General features: G+C 52.2%; 24 protein-coding genes, 1 tRNA gene and 1 pseudogene. 9 read left to right on the forward strand and 17 right to left on the reverse strand.

Features of this window, described 5'->3' with window-relative positions:
• Positions 1-18: 18 nt before the first annotated feature.
• Both ACOCF6_RS22780 and ACOCF6_RS22785 read right to left on the reverse strand, forming a co-directional pair.
• Positions 19-924 (reverse strand): putative 2-dehydropantoate 2-reductase, encoded by a 906-nt coding sequence (locus ACOCF6_RS22780; RefSeq protein WP_482462627.1) that lies wholly within the window; start codon positions 922-924, stop codon positions 19-21.
• A 120-nt stretch (positions 925-1,044) separates the two neighbouring features.
• Positions 1,045-1,701, reverse strand: a complete 657-nt coding sequence (locus ACOCF6_RS22785) for a fatty acid desaturase CarF family protein (protein WP_482462628.1) — start codon at positions 1,699-1,701, stop codon at positions 1,045-1,047.
• Positions 1,702-1,858: 157 nt separating this feature from the next.
• Between ACOCF6_RS22785 and ACOCF6_RS22790 the strand changes: the two genes are divergently transcribed.
• Positions 1,859-3,865, forward strand: a complete 2,007-nt coding sequence (locus ACOCF6_RS22790) for an ATP-dependent helicase (RefSeq protein ID WP_482462629.1) — start codon at positions 1,859-1,861, stop codon at positions 3,863-3,865.
• 2 nt (positions 3,866-3,867) lie between these two features.
• The gene (locus tag ACOCF6_RS22795) at positions 3,868-4,863 is read left to right on the forward strand and encodes a pentapeptide repeat-containing protein (protein WP_482462630.1); all 996 of its coding nucleotides are present in this window, start codon (positions 3,868-3,870) and stop codon (positions 4,861-4,863) included.
• 76 nt (positions 4,864-4,939) lie between these two features.
• Here ACOCF6_RS22795 and ACOCF6_RS22800 read toward each other — a convergent pair whose 3' ends face one another.
• Positions 4,940-5,533, reverse strand: coding sequence for a DUF4410 domain-containing protein (locus tag ACOCF6_RS22800; RefSeq protein ID WP_482462631.1), 594 nt, complete (start codon positions 5,531-5,533; stop codon positions 4,940-4,942).
• 131 nt (positions 5,534-5,664) lie between these two features.
• Here ACOCF6_RS22800 and ACOCF6_RS22805 point away from each other — a divergent pair, with 131 nt between their 5' ends.
• From ACOCF6_RS22805 to ACOCF6_RS22820, 4 genes are all read left to right on the forward strand, one after another.
• Complete coding sequence (locus tag ACOCF6_RS22805; RefSeq protein WP_482462632.1) at positions 5,665-6,072, forward strand: cupredoxin domain-containing protein; 408 nt, start codon at positions 5,665-5,667, stop codon at positions 6,070-6,072.
• Positions 6,069-8,192, forward strand: a complete 2,124-nt coding sequence (locus ACOCF6_RS22810; protein ID WP_482462633.1) for a thioredoxin domain-containing protein — start codon at positions 6,069-6,071, stop codon at positions 8,190-8,192. Before ACOCF6_RS22805 ends, ACOCF6_RS22810 begins: the two co-directional genes overlap by 4 nt.
• A 104-nt stretch (positions 8,193-8,296) precedes the next feature.
• Positions 8,297-9,268 carry a tetratricopeptide repeat protein gene (locus ACOCF6_RS22815; RefSeq protein ID WP_482462634.1) on the forward strand — a complete coding sequence of 324 codons (972 nt, stop codon included), beginning with the start codon at positions 8,297-8,299 and terminating at the stop codon, positions 9,266-9,268.
• 553 nt (positions 9,269-9,821) lie between these two features.
• On the forward strand, positions 9,822-10,094 hold the full coding sequence (locus ACOCF6_RS22820; protein WP_482462635.1) for a hypothetical protein: 273 nt from the start codon (positions 9,822-9,824) through the stop codon (positions 10,092-10,094).
• Between the two features lie 2 nt (positions 10,095-10,096).
• Here the strand turns inward: ACOCF6_RS22820 and ACOCF6_RS22825 are convergent, their stop codons facing one another.
• Complete coding sequence (locus ACOCF6_RS22825; protein ID WP_482462636.1) at positions 10,097-10,288, reverse strand: hypothetical protein; 192 nt, start codon at positions 10,286-10,288, stop codon at positions 10,097-10,099.
• Positions 10,289-10,466: 178 nt separating this feature from the next.
• Between ACOCF6_RS22825 and ACOCF6_RS22830 the strand changes: the two genes are divergently transcribed.
• Positions 10,467-10,543, forward strand: a tRNA-Arg gene (locus ACOCF6_RS22830).
• 519 nt (positions 10,544-11,062) lie between these two features.
• Here ACOCF6_RS22830 and ACOCF6_RS22835 read toward each other — a convergent pair.
• The 7 genes and pseudogenes from ACOCF6_RS22835 to ACOCF6_RS22865 all read right to left on the reverse strand — a co-directional run.
• A pseudogene (locus ACOCF6_RS22835) lies at positions 11,063-12,118 on the reverse strand (recombinase family protein); the annotation flags it as partial.
• The gene (locus ACOCF6_RS22840; RefSeq protein WP_482462637.1) at positions 12,118-12,294 is read right to left on the reverse strand and encodes a hypothetical protein; all 177 of its coding nucleotides are present in this window, start codon (positions 12,292-12,294) and stop codon (positions 12,118-12,120) included. The gene ACOCF6_RS22840 and the pseudogene ACOCF6_RS22835, both read right to left, overlap by 1 nt.
• Before the next feature lie 212 nt (positions 12,295-12,506).
• On the reverse strand, positions 12,507-13,355 hold the full coding sequence (locus tag ACOCF6_RS22845; protein WP_482462638.1) for an integrase domain-containing protein: 849 nt from the start codon (positions 13,353-13,355) through the stop codon (positions 12,507-12,509).
• Between the two features lie 781 nt (positions 13,356-14,136).
• Positions 14,137-14,550 (reverse strand): hypothetical protein, encoded by a 414-nt coding sequence (locus ACOCF6_RS22850; RefSeq protein WP_482462639.1) that lies wholly within the window; start codon positions 14,548-14,550, stop codon positions 14,137-14,139.
• A gap of 3 nt (positions 14,551-14,553) precedes the next feature.
• On the reverse strand, positions 14,554-14,796 hold the full coding sequence (locus ACOCF6_RS22855) for a hypothetical protein (protein ID WP_482462640.1): 243 nt from the start codon (positions 14,794-14,796) through the stop codon (positions 14,554-14,556).
• A 248-nt stretch (positions 14,797-15,044) separates the two neighbouring features.
• Complete coding sequence (locus tag ACOCF6_RS22860) at positions 15,045-15,347, reverse strand: DUF3658 domain-containing protein (RefSeq protein WP_482462641.1); 303 nt, start codon at positions 15,345-15,347, stop codon at positions 15,045-15,047.
• A 77-nt stretch (positions 15,348-15,424) separates the two neighbouring features.
• On the reverse strand, positions 15,425-15,886 hold the full coding sequence (locus ACOCF6_RS22865) for a hypothetical protein (protein WP_482462642.1): 462 nt from the start codon (positions 15,884-15,886) through the stop codon (positions 15,425-15,427).
• A gap of 467 nt (positions 15,887-16,353) precedes the next feature.
• On the opposite strand from ACOCF6_RS22865, the gene ACOCF6_RS22870 reads away from it, so the two are divergent.
• Positions 16,354-17,367 (forward strand): serine hydrolase, encoded by a 1,014-nt coding sequence (locus tag ACOCF6_RS22870; protein WP_482462644.1) that lies wholly within the window; start codon positions 16,354-16,356, stop codon positions 17,365-17,367.
• 124 nt (positions 17,368-17,491) lie between these two features.
• On the forward strand, positions 17,492-18,085 hold the full coding sequence (locus tag ACOCF6_RS22875; RefSeq protein ID WP_482462646.1) for a hypothetical protein: 594 nt from the start codon (positions 17,492-17,494) through the stop codon (positions 18,083-18,085).
• Positions 18,086-18,292: 207 nt separating this feature from the next.
• On the opposite strand, the gene ACOCF6_RS22880 is transcribed toward ACOCF6_RS22875, so the two are convergent.
• From ACOCF6_RS22880 to ACOCF6_RS22905, 6 genes are all read right to left on the reverse strand, one after another.
• On the reverse strand, positions 18,293-18,550 hold the full coding sequence (locus tag ACOCF6_RS22880; RefSeq protein WP_482462648.1) for a phosphopantetheine-binding protein: 258 nt from the start codon (positions 18,548-18,550) through the stop codon (positions 18,293-18,295).
• A gap of 14 nt (positions 18,551-18,564) precedes the next feature.
• Positions 18,565-19,530: a lysophospholipid acyltransferase family protein gene (locus ACOCF6_RS22885; protein WP_482462650.1), complete on the reverse strand. Its 966-nt coding sequence runs from the start codon at positions 19,528-19,530 to the stop codon at positions 18,565-18,567.
• Positions 19,531-19,657: 127 nt separating this feature from the next.
• Positions 19,658-21,037 carry a radical SAM/SPASM domain-containing protein gene (locus ACOCF6_RS22890; protein ID WP_482462652.1) on the reverse strand — a complete coding sequence of 460 codons (1,380 nt, stop codon included), beginning with the start codon at positions 21,035-21,037 and terminating at the stop codon, positions 19,658-19,660.
• Positions 21,038-21,040: 3 nt separating this feature from the next.
• Positions 21,041-22,015 carry a radical SAM protein gene (locus ACOCF6_RS22895; RefSeq protein ID WP_482462654.1) on the reverse strand — a complete coding sequence of 325 codons (975 nt, stop codon included), beginning with the start codon at positions 22,013-22,015 and terminating at the stop codon, positions 21,041-21,043.
• 409 nt (positions 22,016-22,424) lie between these two features.
• Positions 22,425-23,816, reverse strand: coding sequence for a B12-binding domain-containing radical SAM protein (locus tag ACOCF6_RS22900; protein WP_482462656.1), 1,392 nt, complete (start codon positions 23,814-23,816; stop codon positions 22,425-22,427).
• Positions 23,817-23,877: 61 nt separating this feature from the next.
• Complete coding sequence (locus ACOCF6_RS22905) at positions 23,878-24,663, reverse strand: MlaA family lipoprotein (RefSeq protein ID WP_482462658.1); 786 nt, start codon at positions 24,661-24,663, stop codon at positions 23,878-23,880.
• Between the last annotated feature and the right edge of the window lie 8 nt (positions 24,664-24,671).

Genomic DNA, 24,671 nt, shown 5'->3' on the forward strand with positions numbered 1-24,671 from the left:
GTATGCATCCAACGATCATCACAGCGACTGTTCCAGCAGGGTCGCCAGCATCTCCACCCGCGGCATGTCAACGCCCCGGCGTGCACCAAAATCCAGCGGAATCCTGAAGATGGCAGCGATCTCAAGCCGGCGCCCTTCTTCCCGGTCAATTTGCATGGAGGGCTTATAGACACCCATGTTGTCGGTGAACTCCAGCATGCTCTCGGCAAACCTTTCCGGGATCAATGCAGACAAATCCTGGGCATTGCCCGCCCGGATCACCTCCAGCATGATCTCCCGCACCAGGCGCCTGGTCTCAGGAACCACCAGCAACCGGTCCACCGTCTGCTGCAGCAGGGCACACAGGCCATTGAAGGGGATATTCCAGACCAGCTTTTCCCAGCGGGCCCGCTTGAGATCATCCGTCGACCGGCACTCGACACCGGCATGTACAAAGATGGCGCTCAATTTTTCAACCCGCTCCGGATCGATTGCCTGATACTCACCAAGGATGATTCGACCGGCCCCCAGGTGATGCACCTCGCCCGGCTCACCGCGGTTGGAGCAGAGGAAGGCCACCCCGCCGATGACACGTTCGGCACCGAACAGTTCAGCCAGCGCCTCCTCATTGCCCAGCCCGTTCTGCAGGGTCAGAATCTGCGTTCCCTCACCCAGCAGCGGCCTGATCAGATCGGCATACTGGTCATTGGCGAAGGTCTTCAAACCCACCAGCACCAGATCAACCGGACCGATCTCCTGCGGCTCACGATAGGCCTGAACCGCGGACAGCTCGAAATCGCCGTTGATGGAAAAGATCTTCAGGCCCCTGCGGGAAACAGCTTGAAAATCCCGCCGCAGCAGAAAATGCACATCCTCACCACCGCGCTGCAGCAGCGCTCCGTAGTACAGCCCCAGCGCACCCGCGCCGACAATTGCTATTCGCATTTCCAAACCTCTTTACGCTATACGTTTAAATTATGAGCCGGATACTCCCGGGATGACAACCGTTATCGATCCGCAGTATCCACCCCGACATAGGCTGCATAATGCAGATCAGAACCCTGTTTATAACCTTTGCAACAGGCAGCGGCAATCAAATTGAGGAGCGGGTCGCTGACGCCGTTGAGAAAGGCGTAAGAACAATTGTCCTGCAGATGATGCCGCGCATGGTGCCGCTGACAGCAACAGACCGCAGCCGGCCAGAACCCCTGCCATGGTTGACGTGGACGTGTGGCACAGATAATGGGAGACTTCGGCACATGACGACAGAATCCCGATATAGACAAGGATATGCAACACTACCGGATCAATCCCGAACATGCCCTCAAGAACCACAACCAGCAGCAGATACCCGACCAGCCAAACCTTCGAGCCTGATTCCTGAACATATACGACCAGCAGGTTATGCTTCCTGTACTGGGGAACTTTGTGGTGCAGGTGGAAATTGGCGATCAAGGGACCGTCCAGCGAATCGTAGCGGTCGTTGTTGTCCATATACATGTGGACCAGGCCGTTTATGAAGTCGGCGAGGAGATACGCCGTAACAATCGAGACCAGCTGCCAGAAGACCCCCACGTGGAGCGGCAGTATCCGGAACAGGAGATAAACCTGAAGGGATACATTCGATAGCGCAACAACAATCCCGAAATATCTGTAGATCGGTCTGGAAGCATAGAGGTCCATGGCTGAATTGAATTGCTGCTGTTTCTGTGTCAGTTCCACAAATGATGCTCCCGACCAGTGTTCTGCTGGCAAGAAAAAAGCGTAACGCATGAATGCCGGATAGGCAAGCTGTTTGAACGTGCCGCAGCATCGGATGCTGTACCGGGTATTCAAACAGATTTGCATCAACGCTTCAGGTTATGGTACACATCTAGCCATGAAACGACTCAACCCACCGCAGCGACAGGCGGTCAACCATACTGAAGGCGCCCTGCTGATCCTGGCCGGGGCCGGTTCCGGCAAGACCCAGGTCGTCACCACCCGCATCGTCCACCTGCTGAAAGACAAGCATGTCCCGGCCGAGAATATCCTGGCAGTGACCTTTACCAACAAGGCCGCCCGGGAGATGCGCGAACGGGTGGCCGGTATGGCCGGCAGCATGGCCGACGGCATCGTCATATCCACCTTCCACTCCCTGGGGGTGCGCATCCTGCGCCGCGACATCCGCGCTCTGGGCTTCAAACCCAATTTCTCCATCTATTCCTCCTCCGACCAGGCCGGTGTACTGCGTCAGGCCATGCGTGAACGGGATATCGACCACAAGGTGATCGACCCGGACCGGGTCCTGTGGAAGATCTCCGGGCTGAAAAACCGCCTGATCGGACCGAAGGACTTCACCCCTGCGCCCAATGACCCGCTCGAACTGGCCGCGGCTGCGGTCTACCCACGCTACCAGGAGCTGCTCAAGGGCTTCAATGCCATCGATTTCGACGACATCATCATGCTCTCGGTCGGGCTGCTGAAGACCAATGCAGCCATCCTCTCCTTCTGGCAGGAGCGCTTCCGCTATATCATGGTGGACGAATACCAGGACACCAACGCCTCCCAGTACCTGATGATCTCGCTGCTGGCACAGAAGTACGGCAACATCTGCGTGGTCGGGGATGACGACCAGTCCATCTACGGCTGGCGCGGGGCCGAGGTGCAGAACATCCTCAATTTCGAGCACGATTACCGGGAATGCAAGGTCATCAAGCTGGAGCAGAACTACCGCTCCACCAGCTCGATCCTGGATGCGGCCAACTGTGTCATAAAAAACAACCCGGTGCGCACCGACAAGGCGCTCTGGACGGCCAGCGGTCAGGGACGGGAGATCGATCTGATCGTGGCGAGCAGCGAGGACGAAGAGTCTGCCAGGATTGTCGAGAGCATGATGATGGAGCAGTACCGCGACAAGCTTTCCTGGTCGGATTTCGCCATCCTGTACCGCTCCAATGCCCAGAGCCGCGCCTTTGAAGAGAAACTCCGCATGGAGCGCATCCCTTATGTGGTGGTCGGCGGACAGCAGTTTTACGAACGCAAGGAGGTCAAGGACGCCATTGCCTATTTGCGGGTGATCGACAATCCCGGCGACGAGGCCTCCCTGCTGCGGATCATCAACTTCCCGCGCCGCGGTATCGGCGACACGACCCTGGTGCGCCTCAACCAGTGGTCCATGGAGCAGGACATACCGCTGTTCGAAGCCCTGCAGCGGGTGGCTGAGATCCCCGGTATGTCCGAATCGGCACGCAAGACGGTGACGGCCTTCTACAGCATGATGAAAGGGGTCATCGACGGATTCGACAAACGGTCCAGGCTGGGAGCACAGACCAATGTCCTGTTCAACCGCCTGCGCATCGAGGATGAAATCTATCGCACCCTCAATGACGTTTCCCAGGCCAAGAAACGGATCGAAAATATCGAGCAGATCGTCAACTCCCTGGCGACCTTTGAAGAACAGAACCTGCGGGCGGGGTTGTCGGAATTTCTGGAGCGCATCTCGCTGATGGATGAACAGGAGTCCGACGATGACAAGGAGCACGGCAAAAATGCCGTCACCCTGATGTCGCTGCACTCCAGCAAGGGGCTAGAGTTTGCCCACGTCTACCTGGTAGGTTTGGAGGAAGAGCTGCTGCCGCACAAACGCTCGGTCGAAGAAGATCCCTCCTGCGCTGAGGAACGGCGACTCTGTTATGTCGGCATCACCCGGGCCCGCAAACATCTGACGATCTCCCGCTGCCTGACCCGCCGTAAATACGGCGCAATCGAGGAGCGCAGACCAAGCCGGTTCCTGGCCGAGATACCGGCGCATCTGCTCAATGACACTTCAAGTGCCGCTGCAGATAACAAGGTTGACTCGGCTAACATAGCTGAGGATTTTTTTGCACGCATGCTAGGAGATTGACCATGAAAGCATCCCATCCACAACAGATTGTCAGCATACTGGCAGGCGCCGCCCTGCTGTCCGGATTGATGACCGGACCTGCTGTCGCCTTCAATCCATCGCATCTCTCCCAGGTCAAGACCGTCCAGAACTGCACGGCGTGTGACCTGAGCGAAGCCGACCTGCGCGGCATCGGTCTGGCCAGTTCTGTCCTCAAATCCTCAAACCTGGAAGCCGCCAACCTGAGCCGGACCGACCTGAACGGTGCCAACCTGAAGGGGACTGATCTGAGCGGGGCCAACCTGAGCGGGGCCAATCTGAGCATGGCAAATCTGAACGGGGCCCGACTGGATATGGCCAACCTGAACGGGGTCAACCTGATGGGGGCCAATCTGAGCGGGGCGTCATTGAATTTTGCCGACCTGAGCAGGGCTGATCTGCGCGGGGTCAAACTGGACAAGGTACATCTGGGAGGGGTCACCATGCGCGGGACGAATCTGTTCAGGATGGATCTGAGCGGAATGAATCTGAGCAAAGCCGACCTGAGCAGCGCAATCCTGAGCGAGGCAAAGCTGGGCGGTACCGACTTGAGCGGTTCAAACCTGAGCGGAGCGGAACTGAATGAAACCAACCTGAGCGGAGCTGATCTGAGCGGAGCCGTACTGATCGGGACAAATCTGACCAAGGCAACCCACACCACCGGGCTGAAACTGGACGGAGCCGATCTGAGCAAGGCCAATCTCAGCAGGGTAGATCTGAGTGGGGCAAAACTGAGCAAGACCAGACTGGTCGATGCGCACCTGAACAACACAAACCTGAGCGGGGCAAATCTGGCCGCTGCGGACCTGAGAGCAGCCAACCTGAGCGGGGCAATCCTGACCGGGGCTGATCTGAGTAATGCAAACCTTTCCGGCGCGAAAGGGATCGGCACAAAACTGGACGGAGTAAAGCTGGGCGGAGCAACCTGGATGGATGGCCGGAAATGCACTGAAGGATCAATCGGGATCTGCGGAAACTGACTCCGCAGCCCTGCACCTATAAAAAAAGCCCACCACCTGACCGGTGGCGGGCTTGATTCAGCGACAATTGCCCGATTCAGTAGAGTTGAGTCAGGAACTTGGCCAGATTCTCTCCAATGCCCTTGGCCTGATGAGGAAAGAGGTCCTGATAGCCTTCAAGTGTCATTGAGCCCCGATATCCGGTCTCACGATCCTCGAATACCGCCAGTTCTTTGCCGCTTTCTGCATCCACTAGGCGTCCCTTGAACTTGATGTAAACCTTGCCGGCACCAAAACCGACGAAAAACTTGAGGGCCCGGCTGCCGGCATTGAATTCGCTGAACTGTCCCTCCAGAATCACGGTCCTATCCTTTTGAACTTCGTTCCTGAGGATCGTTTTGAAGATCTTCTTTTCCTTGAGATCAGCTTCCAGCGTCAGTGCAATATTTGATTTCAGAACAGGCAGCATCTTGGTTATCGTCGCTTTTTCTTCATCATCCACGTTGGAATATTCGACTTTGTCGGCGCTAAAGTCTTTAATCACCAGCGTATCGTAGTTGACAGAGAGCTTATCCGTCAAATAGATGGTTTCTTCGCTCAATGCTTCCGGACGCGGCAATGTTTTGTCACCGGCAGCGGCAAAGGATGTACAACTGACCAGCATCATGAACGTGAGCAGAATTTTTTTCATATAAACCTCCGTTGGATATATAGTAAAGATATAATACAAGCAAATATGAACTTGTCCAGAGAGATGCGTGGGTCATGCATCTGCTGGTTGTGTACGCTAATTCAGAGAAAATTTTTCGGAGGAGTCATGCCATGAAACATCTCATCATTATCTGCCTGGTGCTGCTCTCCACCCTGGCCACGGTCTTCGCAGCTGAACCTGCATCTCCGACAATCGTTCCGCTCGACAAGGACGGCGTCCAGCGGGTCGAGATCCTGGGGAGCGATTATTATTTCAAACCCGCCCACATCATCGTCAAGGTCAATCTGCCGGTAGAGCTCAACGTCCGCAAGGATGGCTACGTCATCCCGCATAACATTGTCATCAACGCACCCGAGGCGGGCATCTCGGTCAATGAATCGTTGTCGCGAGATCCGAAGGCCATCACGTTCACTCCGACCAAAAGCGGCAGCTATCCGATTTTCTGCGACAAAAAACCGCCCTTCATGTCCAGCCACCGCGAAAAGGGTATGGAAGGTGTGCTGGAGGTGGTTGAGTGAAAAGCACCTCTACGCTTGACAGCGGGGCACACCTGGCCGAACTGATCGCCATCGACAAAAGCAGCCTGCCGGCGGATGGCGGTGAGCGCTTCAATCGCCTGATCTTCGCCCGCAGCCCCTATCTGCTGCAGCACGCCGAAAATCCGGTGGAGTGGTATGAATGGGGTGATGACGCCTTTGAACTGGCCCGCCGCGAGAGCCGCCCTGTCCTGCTCTCCATCGGTTACGCCACCTGCCACTGGTGTCACGTCATGGCCCACGAATCCTTTGAGGATGTCGAGGTCGCGGCACTGCTCAACAAATACTTCGTCTGCATCAAGGTTGATCGCGAAGAACGCCCGGACATCGACGAATTTTTCATGACCGTTGCCCAGGTATTGACCGGCAGCGGCGGCTGGCCGCTCAATATCTTCATGACACCGGAAAAACGCCCCTTCTTCGCCATGACCTATTTGCCGAAGAACGATCGCCAGGGCATGCGCGGGCTGATGGGCCTGCTGGGAAATATCGCCACGCTCTGGCGCCAGCAGCCGGACAAGATCGAAAACAACTGCAACGCCATCATGGAAACCCTGGAGAACATTTCCCAGCCGATCCCGCAGGAGGCCACCGATCTTGATGAGCTGAACCAGGAGGCTTTCGAGCAGCTCTCCGGCATCTACGACCCGGAACTGGGCGGATTCGGAACGGCGCCCAAGTTTCCCATGCCGATCAACCTGAGCTGGCTGATCGAGCAGGGTGCGGACGGCAACGACGCGGCGCTGGATATGGCACTCTTCACCCTGCGCATGATGCGCTGCGGCGGCATCTGGGATCAGCTGGGGGGTGGCCTGCACCGCTATTCCGTTGATCAGAAGTGGCTGGTGCCGCATTTTGAAAAGATGCTCTACGACCAGGCCATGCTGGCCCTGGTCTCCCTGGAAGCGTTCCAGGCCAGTAACGACAGTTTTTTTCTTGATACGGCGCTTGGCATTTACGGTTTTGTCGCCGCGGATCTGACCTCAGCGCAGGGCGGTTTCTACTCTGCCCTGGACGCCGATTCCGAAGGCGAAGAAGGCACATATTACCTCTGGACCAAAGAGGAAATTGATACCATCCTGGGAGCTGACGCAGCCCTGTTCTGCCGCTTGTACGATGTCAGCAGTTACGGTAATTTTGAAGGGCGCTCGATCCTTAATACACCGGCCACTAATGCGCAGTTCAACACCAGCGACGAACTGGATCTGGACACGATCGAGCAAACCCTGGAAGCATGCTGTGAGCGCCTGCTTGAGGAGCGCAGCAAGCGTATCCACCCGCTGCGCGATGAAAAAATCATCACCGCCTGGAACGGACTGATGATCGCAGCCCTGGCCAAGGGTGGAGCAATCACCGGCTCGCAGGAGTTCATCGAGCGGGCCGCCCGGGCAGCGGGCTTCATCCTTGAGAATCTGCGGCGCAAAGACGGCAGGCTGCTGCGCAGTTACATGAATGGCCCCTCAGACATACCCGCCTTTCTGGAGGATTATGCCTTTTTTACTTATGGCCTGATTGAGCTGTTCGAGGCCACCCTCGACCAGAGCTGGCTGGACGCGGCACTGCACCTGGCGGAGGAAACCCTGCGGCTGTTCTATAGCAGCGACAGGGTCGAGTTTTCCAAAAGCGGTCACGATGCCGAGCAGATGCCGATCCGTGCCTCGCTGGAGCACGACGGCGTCCTCCCCTCCCCTTTTTCGCTGGCTGCAAAGAACTTCATTCGCCTGGCCCACTGCTGTGATCGACCGGAACTGCTGGATCATGCCCATGCGCTGCTGGCCACGTCCCTGGACGATGCCCGGCGCCACCCCTCGGCACACCTGGGATCGCTTCAGGCCTTGAGCATGCTGGAGAATGATCCGGTCCTGGCCACCTTCCGCGGCAACAGGAAATCAGCCGGCCTGCGTGACCTTCTGCTGCAGATAAAGGCGGGCTATCTTCCGAACCTGGCCATCCTGTGCGAGTCCGGCGAAGAATCTGTTCCTTCCGTGTCCATCTGCGCCAGGGGCACCTGTTATCCTCCCGCCAGCGATCCTGCCGAACTGGCCAGGATCCTGCTGCAACTGTCGCTGCATAAATGTGCTGCTGCCAAGGAACATTCGTGAGTTCCAACGATTCAACAATGCACATACGTTATAAAACACTCTCTCATAATCAGCGGTTATGCTATAGTCGCGGCCGGTAAACTCAATCAATGGTGAGGTCTCTCATGATGCCAGCAAAATCGGGAACCATCGTGAATAGAGTGGCGTATCTGGTAATGGTACTGGCCATTGCACTCTGCGTCATACCCCGGAATGCCGTGGCCGTTCAATGGGAACCCCTGGCGCGCACCGGACGGCACGATGTCGCTATCGACACCCAATCCATCCGCATGACCAACCTGAGCAGACTGGCTGTCTGGCTCAGATTTACACCGTTGGGCGAACAGCAGCGCAAACAGGCCGCAGCCGATTATGGCCAGAAGTCCTATCGACTCCACCTGGAATATTACGAGATTGATTGCAGCGAACAAAACGCCGTGCTGGGGCTGGTCGATATTCTTGGAGCAACAGGTAAACGATTGGCACGGACAAAGGGCGGCAGCACGCCTGATGCGATCATTCCCGGTTCGGTACTAGACATGGCGGCCCTGAAGGTATGTCCCTCCCTGGAGGAAGACAGTGTCAGCGCCGATGATGACAAGGAATCAATAGAGAGTGAGCCTGTTGCTGATGCACCGGAGGAAAATCAGGCAACTGAGGCGGTTCAGCGGCTGATAGCAGACGCGATTCAGAAAACGGAACGTGATCCCGGAGACCTTGAGGCCTGGCGGGTACTGGGAAATGCATATTTTGATGCCGACATGCATGCCCAGGCTATAGCAGCCTACAGCCGGGCACTGGCAATCAAACCTGATGACACCAATATTCTTAATGACCAGGGTGCCATGTACCGGCAAATCGGTGATTTCTCCCACGCCCTCGAAAATTTTGACAAGGCCTTTAAAGTAGATCCCTACAACCTGGAAAGCCTTTATAACAGCGGCTATGTACTCGCATTTGATCTCAACCGGATCGACAAGGCGTTGGTACTGTGGCGGCGTTACCTGACTTTGGACAGCGCCAGTGAAACGTCACGTCAAGTGCAGTCGTTTATCGATCGCTACGGCAAGGATGCGGCGAATAACGTAAAAAAGTAACGGCATGTCTCTTGATACATTCAAGCACCTATTAACCGTACTGCGTTGATATTGCTATACATTATGGTGCGTTAGCCAGGCCAGATGGAATTTTCGGCAGAGTGCAGCACCAGCATTGCTTCGTGATAAGCCCATATCGATTCAATCGTTTCCATTGATAATAAAATGGTCAACTATTGATGAGAATGGGTTTTCTGTTTTCTGCAAAAATCACCGGTGATTATCCAAATTGCTAATAATAACAACGATAATTTTATAATTACTGAAGACATAATTGTTGACAATCGGTGTTGTGTGTGCATAATAATTATAAGTTTTAAATAAAGATCAATGCTAATCAAAAGACCGGTAAAAAATATATTTCGCTTGCTGCTGACGGTAAAGACCTTTCTCCTTCAGCTTTGCCCTGGTGGCTCTCCGGCCATCAGGGACTTTTTTTATCCCAACAGAGCAACCCGGCTTTTTGTGAATAACGTATAAGGGTAGTTGAAAGCCTACAATATCAGCCTTCTATTTTTGTGCCCGTTAGAAGTCTCCCTGTGCAGGTCTTGAAATGGATAAAGAGATACATAAGATTATTAAAGAGTTCACTGCTGATATTGCTGCTCAGGCGGGGATACGTGTAACGAAGATAGTTATAGTTGAAGGCAAGGATGTTGGTTGTGTTGACACACACCTCATGAACCTGATTTCCAAAGGTTATCTGGTGAGTGTCCTGGTATACAAATCGGATATGGAGCAACTTGAGGCAGGTCAGCCTTGCTACAGGCTGGAGATGAAAATACGGACAGCATTTTCTCGACTGAAATGCATGCTGGAATCCTGATGTTATGACACCTGCTTTTTGGTACCTTCTAATTCCTTTTCAAGCTCCATCTGCTTCATTATCTGCTTCCTGACATATCGCCGTATTTCCCTCTTTTTTTGATCCGCTTCCAATAGACTATAGATCGCCATAACTGCAATGGCAAACAGAGCCATAGCGGCACCAGCAACAAGTAATATAATGAATGCGTCCATGGATGAATACTATCAGATCAAGCCGATAAATCAAATGCCCAGGATCGCAGAACCAGCAAGACAGAAGAGACTTTGACTTTTTGGGCTGAACAGGCTATAAGAATTGGCAGCAAAAGGGGTAACAGTAATCAACTGCGCAGGTGTATCACTTCTGCTGACACTTTCAACATCCTTTCATGCGCCCGTAGCTCAGCTGGATAGAGTCCCTGGCTTCGAACCAGGTTGTCGGCCGTTCGAATCGGTCCGGGCGCGCCAAACATCATTGAATCCGATAACTGCTTTTGCGGTTGTCGGATTTTTTGTTTCTCCTGAAATGCGTATGGCACCGACAAGCGCACGAGTGTCACCCGAGACCCGCACCTGCTTGCCCGTCAGCACGATTTCCTTGATCAGCAGTTGCAGGTATTCCTTCGGAAATCCGCCTGTCGTATCCAGCAGCTTTTCCCTGAGCAGTTCACTCCATTGCTTGACCTCAGCCGCTGTAATCGTATCCACCAACATCTTCGGCGAGAGTTGGTAATTTGCGATCTTGGCGGCCAGCTCCGCCCTTTTGGCCTTGTTGGCATCCATGCGGGCCTTGGTGTCCTCATCCAGGGAAACGCAACCATTTTCAATGGCATCATAAAGCAAGTCGACCTTGTGCTGTACTACCTTGAGCTGTTTGTTGAGTTCGCTGATATCCTGTCCACTGTCCTTGTTCATGCGTTGTTTCAATTCTGTCAGAATCGTAGCAACCCGCTCCGGTGTGAATATTTTATCGGCCAGGGCATTCAGGATCACCTTGTCGAATTTCTCCATCGGTACCGGTCTCGAGGAACACAGGCCAATAGCTTTCTTGGTCTTAGTCGTACAACGGTAATAATTATAGGTTCCACCTTCTCCGGTGCCGGTGGCCATTGTCATAGCGGCCCCGCATTCTCCGCATTTTAGCAGGCCGGTCAGAAGCCTGGGGGATGCCAGCCGCTTGGGGTGTGAGCGTTTGGGGCTGCGTTGCTGACGCTTGTAGCGAGCCAGTTCAAAAACATCCTCCGAGACAATTGGTTCCACAGGAATAATGATGACCTCTTTCTCATCCTTGAGTTCTCCCGTTCGCCAATCACGCTGATTGAAGCGTTTTTCTCCCTTGTAGACCGTATTGGTGAGGATCAGGTTGATGGTGCAGGTACTCCAGTATATTCCACGACGCAGGATATTTTTGTCATTCAGGTAGGAAGCCACACCCTTCAGACCAAGGCTGCGTTCGATGTACAGATCGAAGATCTGTTTCACCACCTCTGCTTCCTCGAGGTTGACTTCCAGGAACTTCTTGAAGCCCATACGGGCCGGTTCGGTTGTTTCATGAATTCGATAGCCAAACGGAACCGAGGAGCCGTTGAAAAAACCGCGCTCTGCATTCTTGATCATGCAACGCAGTGTATTGGCGCCGTTCTGCTTGCTCTGGTACTCATCAAACAGGGCGAATTGGCTGCGCATGAGTTCACCGGCAGCGTCCTCCTGCGTTAGTTGAGTTATGGATATCAGGCGGACTCGATGTTTTTTTAATTTTACCAGCAAAGCTCCCAGCTTGAGGTGATTTCTGTAAATCCGCGAAAGATTATAAACAACAATTGCATCCACAGGTGATGGCGTGACACATGCCTCCGCCAGCATTCTCTGGAACTCTGGGCGGTTTTCATCGGTACCAGTCAACCCCTCGTCCTTGAACTCCCCGACAACCTGGTAATTGTTCTGTTCGCACCAGACTTTCATCCGGTCAGACTGGTCAGGGATCGACAGATCGTTGTCTGCCTGGCGGCCGGTACTGACTCTTTCATACAAAAAGTTTTTCATTATGCAGGTCCTTTCAACAAACGGTCTTTCAAAATATCCCCGAAGTAGTGTTCCAGGAGACCTATTTCAGCCTGGGTTACCGCACTATCAAGGAAATCAAGATCCTCAAGTGTTATCTCATGTAGAGGAAGGTTCTGGTTGGCTTTGAGGGCATTTCCGCTCGAGTCTCGGGCCATGTTACACCACCCGATTCGAAACGGACATAGAGGTCGTTGCAGAAGCATACTCTCGAGTGTGGACCTGTTCAATGGGATATTGCATTTCAGGGGCGCAAAGTACGGACATAAAAAAATCCTCCTGTAACTTAGATCAGGAGGCTGTCCGAGGGGCCAGAACGCAAAAAGCCCCGATTGGTCCGCATTACTGCTGCGGCCAACGGGGCTTCGATCTACGTGTTGTCGTGAGCATAGGAGCCGAGCGACCTCTGGTCGCCGTGTCCCAACTCACGGTTTACTTCTGCTTTTGTTCCGCCTTCTGCAAGACGTTCTTGTGTGTATGCGTGCCGCAGGGCGTGCATGTTGGCTTTCGCAGCACGTGTTCCACCCATGTCATGCCATTCTTTGCTTTCGGCCTGCATGGCGGCTTTCAGCGACATCTCGGGAGGAATAGCCCGACCATTGGCGTTTCCCAGCGCCTTTGCCGTCGCCGCAAGCTTGTCCATGGCTCTCAACTGCATTTGGTCCCGTATAGGCACCTCGCGTGATTTACCACCCTTGGCACCTAGTACTTCAAGGCAGGCTTTGCCGTCCTTGATGATGACCTTGCATGACAACTGTGCTTCCTTTTGGCGAAGACCGAAGGCTTCCCGCATGGCTGCGGTGGCACTCATCATCATGGCGAGACGTTCGCCGGTCGCAGCTCTTGCTTCCAACTGAGACCGAATCTCGTCGACTCTGTCAAAGTTCGTGGCTATCGGATTCTGGCGGGTTACCCCGCCAAACCCATATGCGGCATTATCTTTTGAGACGATGCCGCCCTTCCCGATCGCCTGGCACAGGTCACGGACATAAGCCATGTAGTTCGCACCGGTCCGAGCATTGATATCCTGCTCGTGCAATCTTGTGGCATAAGCCTGGATATGTCCTGGCTTCAGGTGTTCTATACGCTGCAGCCCGAATTTCTGCTGCACGAAGTTACAAAACCGCTTGATCGTTTGCAGTTTGGCTTCGCGAGTACCGCTGCCGACTTTCCAGTTCTTTCCTACCCTCTCCAATGCTTGGCAAGACAATGGCTTCATAAAATTACCTCCCTTTGTAATAGGCCGTTCGAGGCGGCCGAATCGTGGTTGAGTGTAGGCGACCAGACAGCTGGCGCTGTCCCCTGAACTAATCCGAATCCGAAGATTTCGGGTAGCGAAGGTTCATCACGGCTATACGCACTTTGCCGGAGGCTGCGTGCGTATCTGCCTGACGGCAGACGTGATGGGGTCATTCGATAACATTTTGGTTATCGCTCGAATGGGGTGGGAAATTTTTGATCATCGGCGGATCAGTTTTTTGAGGTGTGGTAAAACCAGATGGGGTGCGGTGTTACGGGCGGCGTCACTTTTCTTGAAAAGTGACGCCTTAGCGTTTTTATGTGATCAGTTTCTGCACAGGGATGGTCCGACCGTTGGTCGTCCCAGGGCCGTTGGCCCAAACAAAAAGGGAGTGTGCAAGGCGCACAACTCCCTTTGGAGAAAATCAATTTTACTACGCCTTGCGGCGGATCAGATCGCGAGACCAATGCCTGCGACGACACCATTGTGTTAAGCACACGCTGGTTAATTCCCCTGAGGTACTCAAGCCGAACTCAATTAAGAGCAACTACGAGTATGCGGTCTCAGAAGAATGGAAAGTTAATTTAAACGTACACCTTGAATTGTTTATTAGCAATACAAATAAACATATATATCTTTTATTTATCAGCATGTTGAGCCAATGTGTATAATGTCAACTATAACTGATTAATTATCACCTGTGTCGAACGGGTTCAAGGATCACGGGGCGCAACGCGCTCCCGTGGAGCCGGTGTTATAGCTAAATAATTCCTTTAATTATTGTACCGAGCCCCACAAATGCAAGGCCTATGACCAAGACAATTACTACGAAAACAGCCAAAGACAGCAAACGACTCCCCGCACTCATTTTATATGTCGAGTTCGGGAAAGATTCCGTTATCTCAAAATTATCAAAACCTACATTCGAGTCTTCAGAAATTAAGTATTCAAGTTCAACCGGAATGCAATCATAGCCTTTTTTTGAAATTGGTTGATGATCTGCAAATGCTGCCTTGAGAAATTCAATCCCCAAACGCAAATATCCCTGTTGATTGGCAATAATCTGGCTCTCATCAGGTCCACCGCCATATTGTTCTAATATGACTTTGGCTCCATCGCGTGGAACTTCATCATCCAATTGTTTTATCAATGTTTTTAGTTTGTTTTCGTCCATTTTTTATTCCGCTATAACGGCGCGGCGGGTCAGCCGGTCGCACGGCTGCACCCGTCTGGTTGGGGTGCCTTTATTCTTTTTGTTCTCGTAGTGGTCGTTCAGGTCTTGTTTTGTTGCAGTAACAGCAAGTTTTGTCCGAGCAGGCTGGGTGTGTTTCAGTCCATAAATTGCATCCTGGACAGAAATGAGAGTCAAATTTGTCGTCATAGACAATAGGCGAATGGCAGATTTCGCATTTATAGTCATGGACGAATCCTGAGAACTCTTGCCCGTTGACCGTGACGATTCCACGATTATCATCTTCGACTATTTGAACATTTGTTTTTATCATTTTTATCTATTGCCCCAACGTCGTAGGGGCGCAGCGGCGGAGCGAAGTGGAGCCCGTCTGCCGCCGCCTGGTTGGAACTTCCTCTTTCCACCTTCGTTGCAATAACACCAGTAGACTCATCCTGCGGTAACTCTTCGGCTCAAAGCTTTTAGGTAAAATTGAGTTATTTGTGCAGTCGTACTTCGCTAAATCTCATACACTGAAGGTTTCCTTGTGAATCAAGGCGGCCTTCTTCAACCAGTTTCTGTAATCTTTGAGAGTAGTAAACATCAGGAATTCCATTAATACGGTTTTCTAGGTCATCCATAGTACTCCCAACGATCATAGCAACTTTACGCCAATGCTCCGAAGCATATGATAGCAATGCTTCATCAATTGCATTCAAATCTTGTTGGCTCAATTTAGCTACAAGTGCCTTCTCCTCTTCAGTTAGGTCTGGATCTGGTTTTGGGATTTCTCTATTCATTTAATCTTATCTCCTGTTCCAACGGGACTGAGGGTGTGCGGGCTTCACCGCACCACCCGATGGTTAGTTGCTTTGCCTTACTGCTCCCATTTGCCTGACGAAAAATTGAAAATTCTGTTTTCATCGTGCATCCCACCCCAAATTACTATGTCTGGGTAATTGGATTCCATTGGGTGAAATAAGTCATACAACCACTCTATTACAGCTTCCATATCAAGGGTGACGGTATCTAATCCCAATTCATCGAGGTTATCTTCTTCTGCTTCTGAAAAAGCAGGAAGAATATCCAAGGATTCAGAGATGAAGAAGTCCGCACGGTCAGACACTTCATTCCAATTGGGAAGGTTGTCAATATATCGGATCATGACCTGAGATTTGGACCATAAGCGAACCGGTTGTGCTTCAAACAAATACGCAGTAGCTCCTTCGGGTAAGTCTGCTTGTAAAATTTCAGAAAGCCGCGATTTAGCTTGATTCTGGAGCTTTACAAGATGAGACTTAATGTAATTTTTATACTGCTGATCATTTTGTATATTCATGTTTATTCCTGCAACTAACTAGGGGTTATATGATTGTGTTACTCATCGGAAATCACACATGATATTTCGGAAATCCTCAGAAAACATCCCTTATAAAGTTGAATAAAAGTTCAATTTGGGGCTAATTTGTAATAATATACCACCAAATGGTGGGGTTATGTTACTAGTCATATAATACCGGTGAAAATTATATTGCAGACAAAATAAGACGATCAGACAATTTGATTATTTGCGCAACTGATAATGTTTATTTCTGTAAAGGGCTGATATCAATGCATGTTTCCCAGTTATCACATTCATGTGCATCGGCGCGCCAATTATAACAGGCACTTACAATGATAAATTGCAGGTGCCTGTTTTTTATTTACACCATATCGCAAGGTACTTTTCAGATCTGATGCCTACCCGATGGCATTATTTCAACCTACATGTGCTTTCCCTGGCATTTAAGTTACTTACGGTGAATTATGACTAGACAAGCAATCAATAAAGTATTTTTATTCTTAATAGTACCGGCTCTTCTCATAGCCGCCGGATGGTTTGCCAACGATTGGTATAAGCGTCACGACAAAAACACGGAAAGGCGTATCAAGCTGAGTGGTTTTAATTACATATCCCCTTTGCTAGATGTTGAACTTCCTGAAGGATACAACATCCAGCACGACCCAATTTCGTTCGAGCACAAGGTTAAGAAATTTGTTGACCAGCAGATACAAGCCGGAAAAGTCAAAGAGATGTCGGTCTATTATCGTGATCTGTTGGATGGTCCATGGTTTGGCATTTATGATGATGCTCATTACAATCCGGCCAGCATGATGAAAGTGGCCGTTATGATTGCCTGGCTCAAACGTGCCGAAAAAGACACAACTATTCTCCAGCGTAAGTTGGTGTTTTATGAAAAGAGCAGAAATATTCCGCAGCAGAATTATAAACCAAAGCAGACACTAAAAGACGGTGCCAGTTATACGGTTGAAGAGCTTCTTCGATACATGATTAACTTCTCAGACAATCGTGCATTATCGCTGCTTCATTATGCTCTAACTCCAGAAGAGCTTATCAACGTTCTTAATAGCATGGACGTAATCAACACAACGATTGGAGAAGACAATTCAATTACGGCGCATGGCTATTCAGGTTTTTTGCGTATTCTTTATAATGCATCTTTCCTAAACAAGGAAATGTCGGAAAAGGCGCTGCAACTGATGAGTTTTGACGATTTCCCATATGGCATTTCAGCTGGAATTCCTAAAGGGACAAAACTTGCTTCAAAGTTTGGTGAATTTCAAGACGAAAAGAATCCTGGAGAATTCCAACTCCACGAATTTGGAATCGTGTACCATCCGAAAGGACCATATATACTTGGAATCCTAACTCGTGGAAATAATTGGAAAGAACAGGCAGACATTATCAAATCAATTTCGGAGATAGTTTATAATTCCGTTAATCTGACAGTTACGGATGAATCCAGAGATAAGGAATAAGATAATCAAAGTGCAAGAGTTCAGCAACCCTCTCCATGGATCGGGATGCTCAATTGCTTTTCTGATGTAATACGCTAATCAATCCTTTGCAAAATCAACGGCGAGAGCCTTTGCAGGTGGGGTTATGGGTAAGGTTTCAGTCAATTCGATACTGCTCGCGCTGATTTCCGCCATGATTATCAGCGGACCGGCACTGTCAGCAACTATTCCGGATACTAGCGAGACAGCACAGACGCACGACTCCTCGAACGCACAGAATCCGCTCCACTATCACCTGGTAACAGTGCCATCGACGAACAAAAAAAGAATCGATGCGATGTGCATCAGGTTTCTTTCTTTAATCCCCAAGGCCATGCTGATACCAAAAACCGCAGAAAGTACCGTTTATCGTTTAATTGCTGATACATTCGACTCCATAGAATCCGCTAAAAAACGTAAGACGGAATTGCTGCGACATTGCGAATCCCCTTTTGTCGTGAAAAACAATCAGGGATATGCCGTGATTGCCGCTTCGCAATTGTCCGAGACGCTAGCAGTGGCCGAGCAGAAGAGATTGGCCGCCAAACACATTTCGACGACGATACTCGAACTGCGGGTACCTTTGAAACAGTGGCAGATGAAGAGCACCGAACGCTTCACTCTCAGGGATGCCGTTATTCTGGCAAGCAAACTGACCAGTATCGGCGTGACAACAACCATCGAGCCGACAGCATACTGAAGCCGCCCGTATCGGGAGCGTAATCATACAGATCCTGCAAGTCAGAAAGGTTCAAAATAGTATATGGCCCCACGGGAGTTTCCGCGGGGCCATATTTTTATCCAAATGTCCTGCCTAACGTTTTTTACGCAATCAGTCGTTAAATTGTTACCCCGGAGATATGCCCCGCACAGCGCAGGGTAACAATCCTGCGACACGGGAAGAAATCTATTTCCCGTTTTCCCCGATGTACCCTGCCATGCTGCGTACCGAGGCAAATACCTTGGAACCGGTAGCAGCGTCGGGAACGATCACCCCGAATTCCTTTTCCATGGACACCACCAGCTGCAGTGCATCGATGGAATCCAGGCCCAGCCCTTCACCGAACAGCGGTGCATCGGTCTCGATTTCAGCAGGCGTCATACCCTCGATGCGCAGGCTGTCAATGATCATCAGTTTTACCTTTTCTATCAGATCGTCATTCATCAACTATTCCTTTCCTATGTGTGTGTTTTTGCGGATACCATCATCCTTTTATCAGGCAAACCGCTCTGCTCCAATGAATGGGCCTTGGGCGCCACCGGTTCGTGAACTCTTCCGAAAAAATCATACAGGTTAAACCATTGATCGGGGTAGGCACCGATATAGCGCTCAAATACCGCCAGCAGCCGCTCCATACCGGTCCGGATAGCGCTGCCATGCTCCCCGTGAGTACCGCGGAAGTAGATCGGTGCCTCCATAATGGTAGCATACCCGTCTTTTTCCTTCAGGACAAAAACCGGAATTACGGGCGCTCCGCTGGCCATGGCAAGATAGGCAACGCCCACCGGAATATTGGTAGGACGGCCAAAAAAATCTATCTGCATCGTATGGGAAGATCCGTCCCGGTCAGCCAGCATGGCCAGCACCTCATTGCGCCTCAGAGCGTTTACCGCCTCGATGATCGCAAGCGGCGAGGAATCGTCCCGGTCGACATAGATGTAACGGATTCCGCGCTCCTGCCTGAGAGTCTCACGCAGCGCATTGACCTTGTCATCCGGCTCGCGGAACGTCAGTACGTTGATCGCATATCCCAGGTCGGCCAGACCCAGGCCGCCCAGTTCCCAGTTGCCCAGATGGACCGAGACCATGATCGCACCGCTGCCGGCCGCCAGTGCCTGGTCAAGCATGAGACTGCTGCTGCGCCGCCCGATCATGGCCTGAAGTTTATCACCCTTGAGCCGCATCAGCAGCATCACATCGCACCAGTTATCGCTAAACCTGCAGAAGGTTGAAAACACCAATCCTTCCACATTATCTCTGCCGGTTACAACCTGGAGATTGGAGCGCACGGACCGCCGGGTATCGGTCAACAGCAGGTAAAACAGCCCGCCGAAGAACAGGGTGAACGGCGGAAACATCCAACGCGGCACCAGGATGGTGAACAGATTTATAAAAAAGAGATTTAGGCTGCTGTAAAATGTCACTGCATTAACCCTTTTCCTGAAGTACGCGATACATGGGAGCCACTCTGATCCTACCTGCCGGCTACGACAACAGCCTGATAACAAGTATTACATAGCTTGCTTTTTTAGCAAGTTACCAATCAAAACATCATCTATTGATAACGGTTTTTTCTGCTTTTGACGGATGATCCTTGAACTCTTCCTCCCAGACCGGGTCGGCAATTTCCGCATACGAACGGGAGTAGTCATCCATCTTCTCCGCCAGACCGGTAAAGATCTCATCGGCACCCTCATGGGTCGGATAGGCGCCCTCCGAGGTAAACAGCTCACGTCCGGCAGCAGGCTGATCGATCAGCATGCAGGGACGCAGCAGGTTGTCATGTTCGCCCTGTTTGGCCCGGATCTTTGTGAAAAACGGGGATGCCAGGGCCTCATGGATGGTTGAGCGCCGGATATTATCGACGGCGAAATGACAGAAGACACACGGTTCGATATCGCCGTTGGCATTGATATGAAAATACTTGCGTCCGCCGGCCAGACAGCCGGAGATCATCGGCCCGTCGTTCCAGAAATCGATAAACAGCATCGGCTTGGTAGCGCGGTACCCAGCAACGGTGCGGCGCAGGCCATCGCGCTGCTCGGGGGTGGGCATCAGCTCCGGTTCAGGCTTGCGTCCAACCGGAACATAGGAAAAGAGCCACATCGCAAAGACCCCCTTCTCCAGCAGCATGTCGATGTACTCGCCATTGGTGATGATGTCGGAGTTTTTGCGGGAATGGGTGAATGATCCGCAGAAGGAGAGCCCGCCCGCTTTCATCAGGTCCATGGCATGCATAACCTTTTTGAAATGCCCGGCGCCGCGGCGTTCATCGGTTTCCTGTTCATAACCCTCAAGCGAGAATGACGGCATGACATTGCCAACCTCGGTCAGCCTGGCAACCATCTCTTCATCGATCAGCCCGCCGTGGGTGAACACCAGAAAGGCCATGTCGCTGTGTTTCTTGAAGATCTCGAAGATGCCTTCCATATAAAACGGCTCTCCGCCGGAAATGACCGCGAAATACACCCCCATCTCCTTCATCTGGGTCAGGATGGAATCGACCTCGTCCAGCGAAAGCTCCAGCGACTTGTCATAATCACCGGCATAACAGCCGTAACAGCTCAGGTTGCAGCGCATGGTCGGGCTGATGACCACGGTTGACGGCGGATAGTAGCCGTGCGTGTCGCTCCATTCCTTGCGTTTGTTGGTGCCGTTCAACAGGTGATTCACCAGCAGGTTGCTGATCCATTTGTCACGCTGATTGGGATGCAGATCACGCAGAATCCGGCGCGGAAATTCGATGCTGGGATGTTTTTCCCGCACCAGGCCGCGAATCCAGCGGATACGTTCCTTGTAATAGTCCTTCTTGGGGATCATCTCCATCAGATGGGTCATCCGGATCAGGGTCTCGTCCGATGAATTCACCGCCAGCTGCAGCATGGCGGAAAGCGCTTTTTCTTTGGTGTAGTTTTTTAGAGAATTAAGCATCTGTCAGTTTCCTCGGGTGTGAAATAGTGTCTGTACTTTGGATGTAATGGCTGCTGCCAGATCGCTGATAACAATCCGCCTGTTCGTCAGCGAGGTAAGGTAAAACGGGACCACGCAGCCGCAGCGGTCACAATCGGCCTTGGCCCCCAGCATGCAGGGCTCTTTCGTCACCCCGTCCGGTCCCAGCGCAAATGATTTTTCAGCAAAGGGGCAACGATCTGTGACCGAGCGGGACCGGTCGGATTTCATCAGCGAGAGCGCGCACTCCGTATTGACGATAAAATCACCATAGACCTTCTTCTCGGCTTTTAATTGTTCGAGAATCCGGTCTTTTTCATCCCGGTCAAGGCACAAGGAGTCATCGAGTCCCCGGACCGGGGTAATAAAGCTGAACACCATGTTTCTGACTTTCGGATTGCTGCTCCACTCAGCCAGCGATGCGGAGATATCGACACTGTTCTCGCTGGTAATACAGAAGGCAATCGTAATCTTGAGCCCTTCGCTCTGTTCAATCGTATGGTTGATGGTATCGTACAGCCCCGGTGAGTTGCGCATCTGCTCATGATGCTGCCGGTTTCCGTCCACCGATATGTACCAGCTCACATCCTTCCAGTCCGGCAGCGGCAGCGAACCGTTGGTGGTTACGGTATTATATTTGAAATAGCTCCTGCCCAATTCGATGATCTCCGGTCTCAGCAGGGGTTCTCCCCCCACCCAGGCGCATTGAAAGAATCGAAACCCCGCGGCCTTCATCACCTCGAAATGCAGCCGCCACTGTTCAAGCGTCCACTGGTCGGCATGATCCTGTTCAAAGAAATAGCAATGATCGCAGCGCAGGTTGCATTGATCGGTGACATCGACCGATCCGAAGCTCTGTTTGGGGATTCCGAAGAGGAAAAATCCGAGCCGGGCCAGGTTGTACAGCGATAGATATGGCTTGGAAGGTCGGGGAACACAGGTTGTCGGCAGCTTATCCATACACGTCACCTTGCAAAAACTCTGACAAACAGGATACATACAATCACCAATCAGGTTGAAACACTCCCCGGGAATCTGCCGTCGTATAACGAAACAGTATCCGAGCGTACGTTCTCTGTTTTTTAATCATTTACCTGGTACATATACCATAGCAAGTGGCCTGCCAATAAGCTGCAAAAAGAACCACACCGTTTTATTTGATTTATAACAGGTGATTAGATTGCAGGGAGCGAATGCGGAGAGGTGTAAAACATTGTACAGTCCCTCAACATATGGTGGAACCTCAGCATAGTGCGGGCTGCAGTTCAGTCGGGAGGGTTGTAACTGGAACGCATTTGTCTTCAACGATTAGCTGTCAGATCAAATCGAGGGGAAACTCCTTACTGAAAGGTCGCTATTGCAGGAGATGTTATTTCGCATGTTCCGTATCATGGCGAGGCATGGCCGGATTGTGTGCAGCGGCTGTTTCCCTTGTAGCGGGACAATCGTGTAATTCGTCCGCACCAGCGTACGTAAGACGGTCATTGGGCCCCTTGCGCAGGATGTTGTAGGCCAGGTTGGTGAAGCGGCGTCCCGGGTTTTTCCAGACCCTGGAAAGGATGGAAGGCCAGGTATACGCCTCCTTGCGCGCCTCCAGCCAGCCCCGGTAGAGCTGCTCGGGCGACATCAGCTTCGGACGGAAGACAACCTCCGAATGATTGTAGCGGCTCCAGTCCCGGTGCAGAAGACGTCCTTCCTGCTCGAACTGCTGAAAGAGTTTCGTGCCCGGATAGGGGGTCAGCAGGTTGAAGGTGGGGACGCTCGGAGAGCACTCCCTGACAAAATCCAGGGTCTTCTCGAAGATGCTTTGATCATGATCGTCAAAACCGAAGATCAGGGACGTTTCGAGGATGATACCCGCATCCCTGACCCGCTTCATGAGGTCGGCCTGCGAAGACTGGCCGGATGATTTGGCCAGCACTGAATAAGGCCCGGTCACCGACTCGATCCCGACAAACAGTCCGATGCAGCCGGAACGGGCGACCAGTTTAAGCATGTCGCGGTCTTCGGCAAAGCGCAGGCTGGTTTGAGAGCCCCACCTGATGCCCATCTCCGCCATCCCTTCAAGGATCGGCCGGGCCTTGGCAGGGTCCCCCAGCAGGTTGTCATCCAGAAAGATCACGAGTTTCCGCGGGAACGAGCGGATTTCGGCCAGGATGTCGGTTGCTTCGCGGTAGCGGAAGCGATTACCGAAGTATTGGGTAACTGTGCAGAACGAGCAATCGTACGGGCAGCCGCGACTGGCCTGGACGGTCTGGGTGGTCAGGTAGCGTTTGCCGGCCAGGATCCCGCGGCGCGGCCAGGGGACAATCAGCTTGTCGTCCTGCGCTATCGGCGCCTGATAGACCCTGGCCAACCGTCCTGCGAGAACGTCTTCCAGCAGCTGTGCCAGAACCGGTTCAGCCTCGCCAATGACAACGGCGTCCGCATGGGCAAGGGCCTCCTCGGGCATAACCGTCGGGTGCATCCCGCCCATAATGACCGCAACCCCTTCCTGCCTGAATTGATCGGCAATTTCATAGGCCCGGGTGGCCTGATGGGTCATGGCGGTGATGCCGACCAGGTCGAAGTCCCTGCCGCTGGGAATCGGGTCCTGGCTTTCATCGACCAGGGTCACCTCCCAGTGGGGAGGCACCACTGCCGCAACCTGCTGAAGCGACAGGGACGGCAGCTGGAAATATTTTACCCAGCCGAGCTTGTGCGTTGCCGGGTAAATGAGCAGCAGCCGCGGAGGAGAATGCTGCTGGAGAATGGGTTGCATGCGTGCGTGTTCGTTTATTGAAGGTGTAGACATCCTAGGTTCCTTACACTGTTGAGACGTATTATTGCACGGGTAGCGGCTTGCCGGACTCTATTTCACGTTTCTCGTGGTAGATGAAGCGGACCAGGTAGTACTCGAAAGGATAGCCGCTCTCGAAATAGCGGAAACTCTGCTGATGCCGGGTATCAACCGCTTCCAGGGTCGAGATGCCGGTGTTGATGGCGAGACTGTTGCCGGTGTGTGCAAAGGGATCGATAGCGGTCAGGATTCCGTAACGGATGGTGGTATCGACAGCCAGTCCGCTTGTATCACGCAGGGACGAAGGACCGTAGATCGGCAGTACCACGTAGGGCCCTGAGCCCGCTCCCCAGTAGCCAAGTGTCTTGCCGAAATCCTGGTCGTGCCGTTCCAGGCCGAAACTGGTGGCCGGATCGAACAGACCGCCCAACCCCAGGGTGCTGTTGGTCACGAAACGTCCAAGCGTGATGGCAGACTCCTTCCCTTTCAGCTGGAACAGGCTGTTGGTCAGATTGCGGACCTCCCCGATGTTGTTGTAGAAACCGGAGACCCTGTGCTGGACAAACGTGGGGGTAACAAACTCATAGCTGTTCACAACCGGCAGAAACAGGTATTTGTCGAAGTAATAGTTGAAGCGGTACATGCTCCGGTTGAAGCCCTCCCAGGGGTCCGTCACCTCGGCAAAGTTCTGGTCCCTGAATTCGCTGATCGAGTGCCGCGCCGGCACTTCTGCCGGGGTATTCACCGTATGTGCGGCGCAGCCGCACATGGTCACCATCAGCATCATGACAATGGTGTTCAATAAGACGTTACGTTTCTTGGTAGTCATTAGTACAC

It is taken from the genome of Geobacter psychrophilus, from assembly GCF_056821595.1.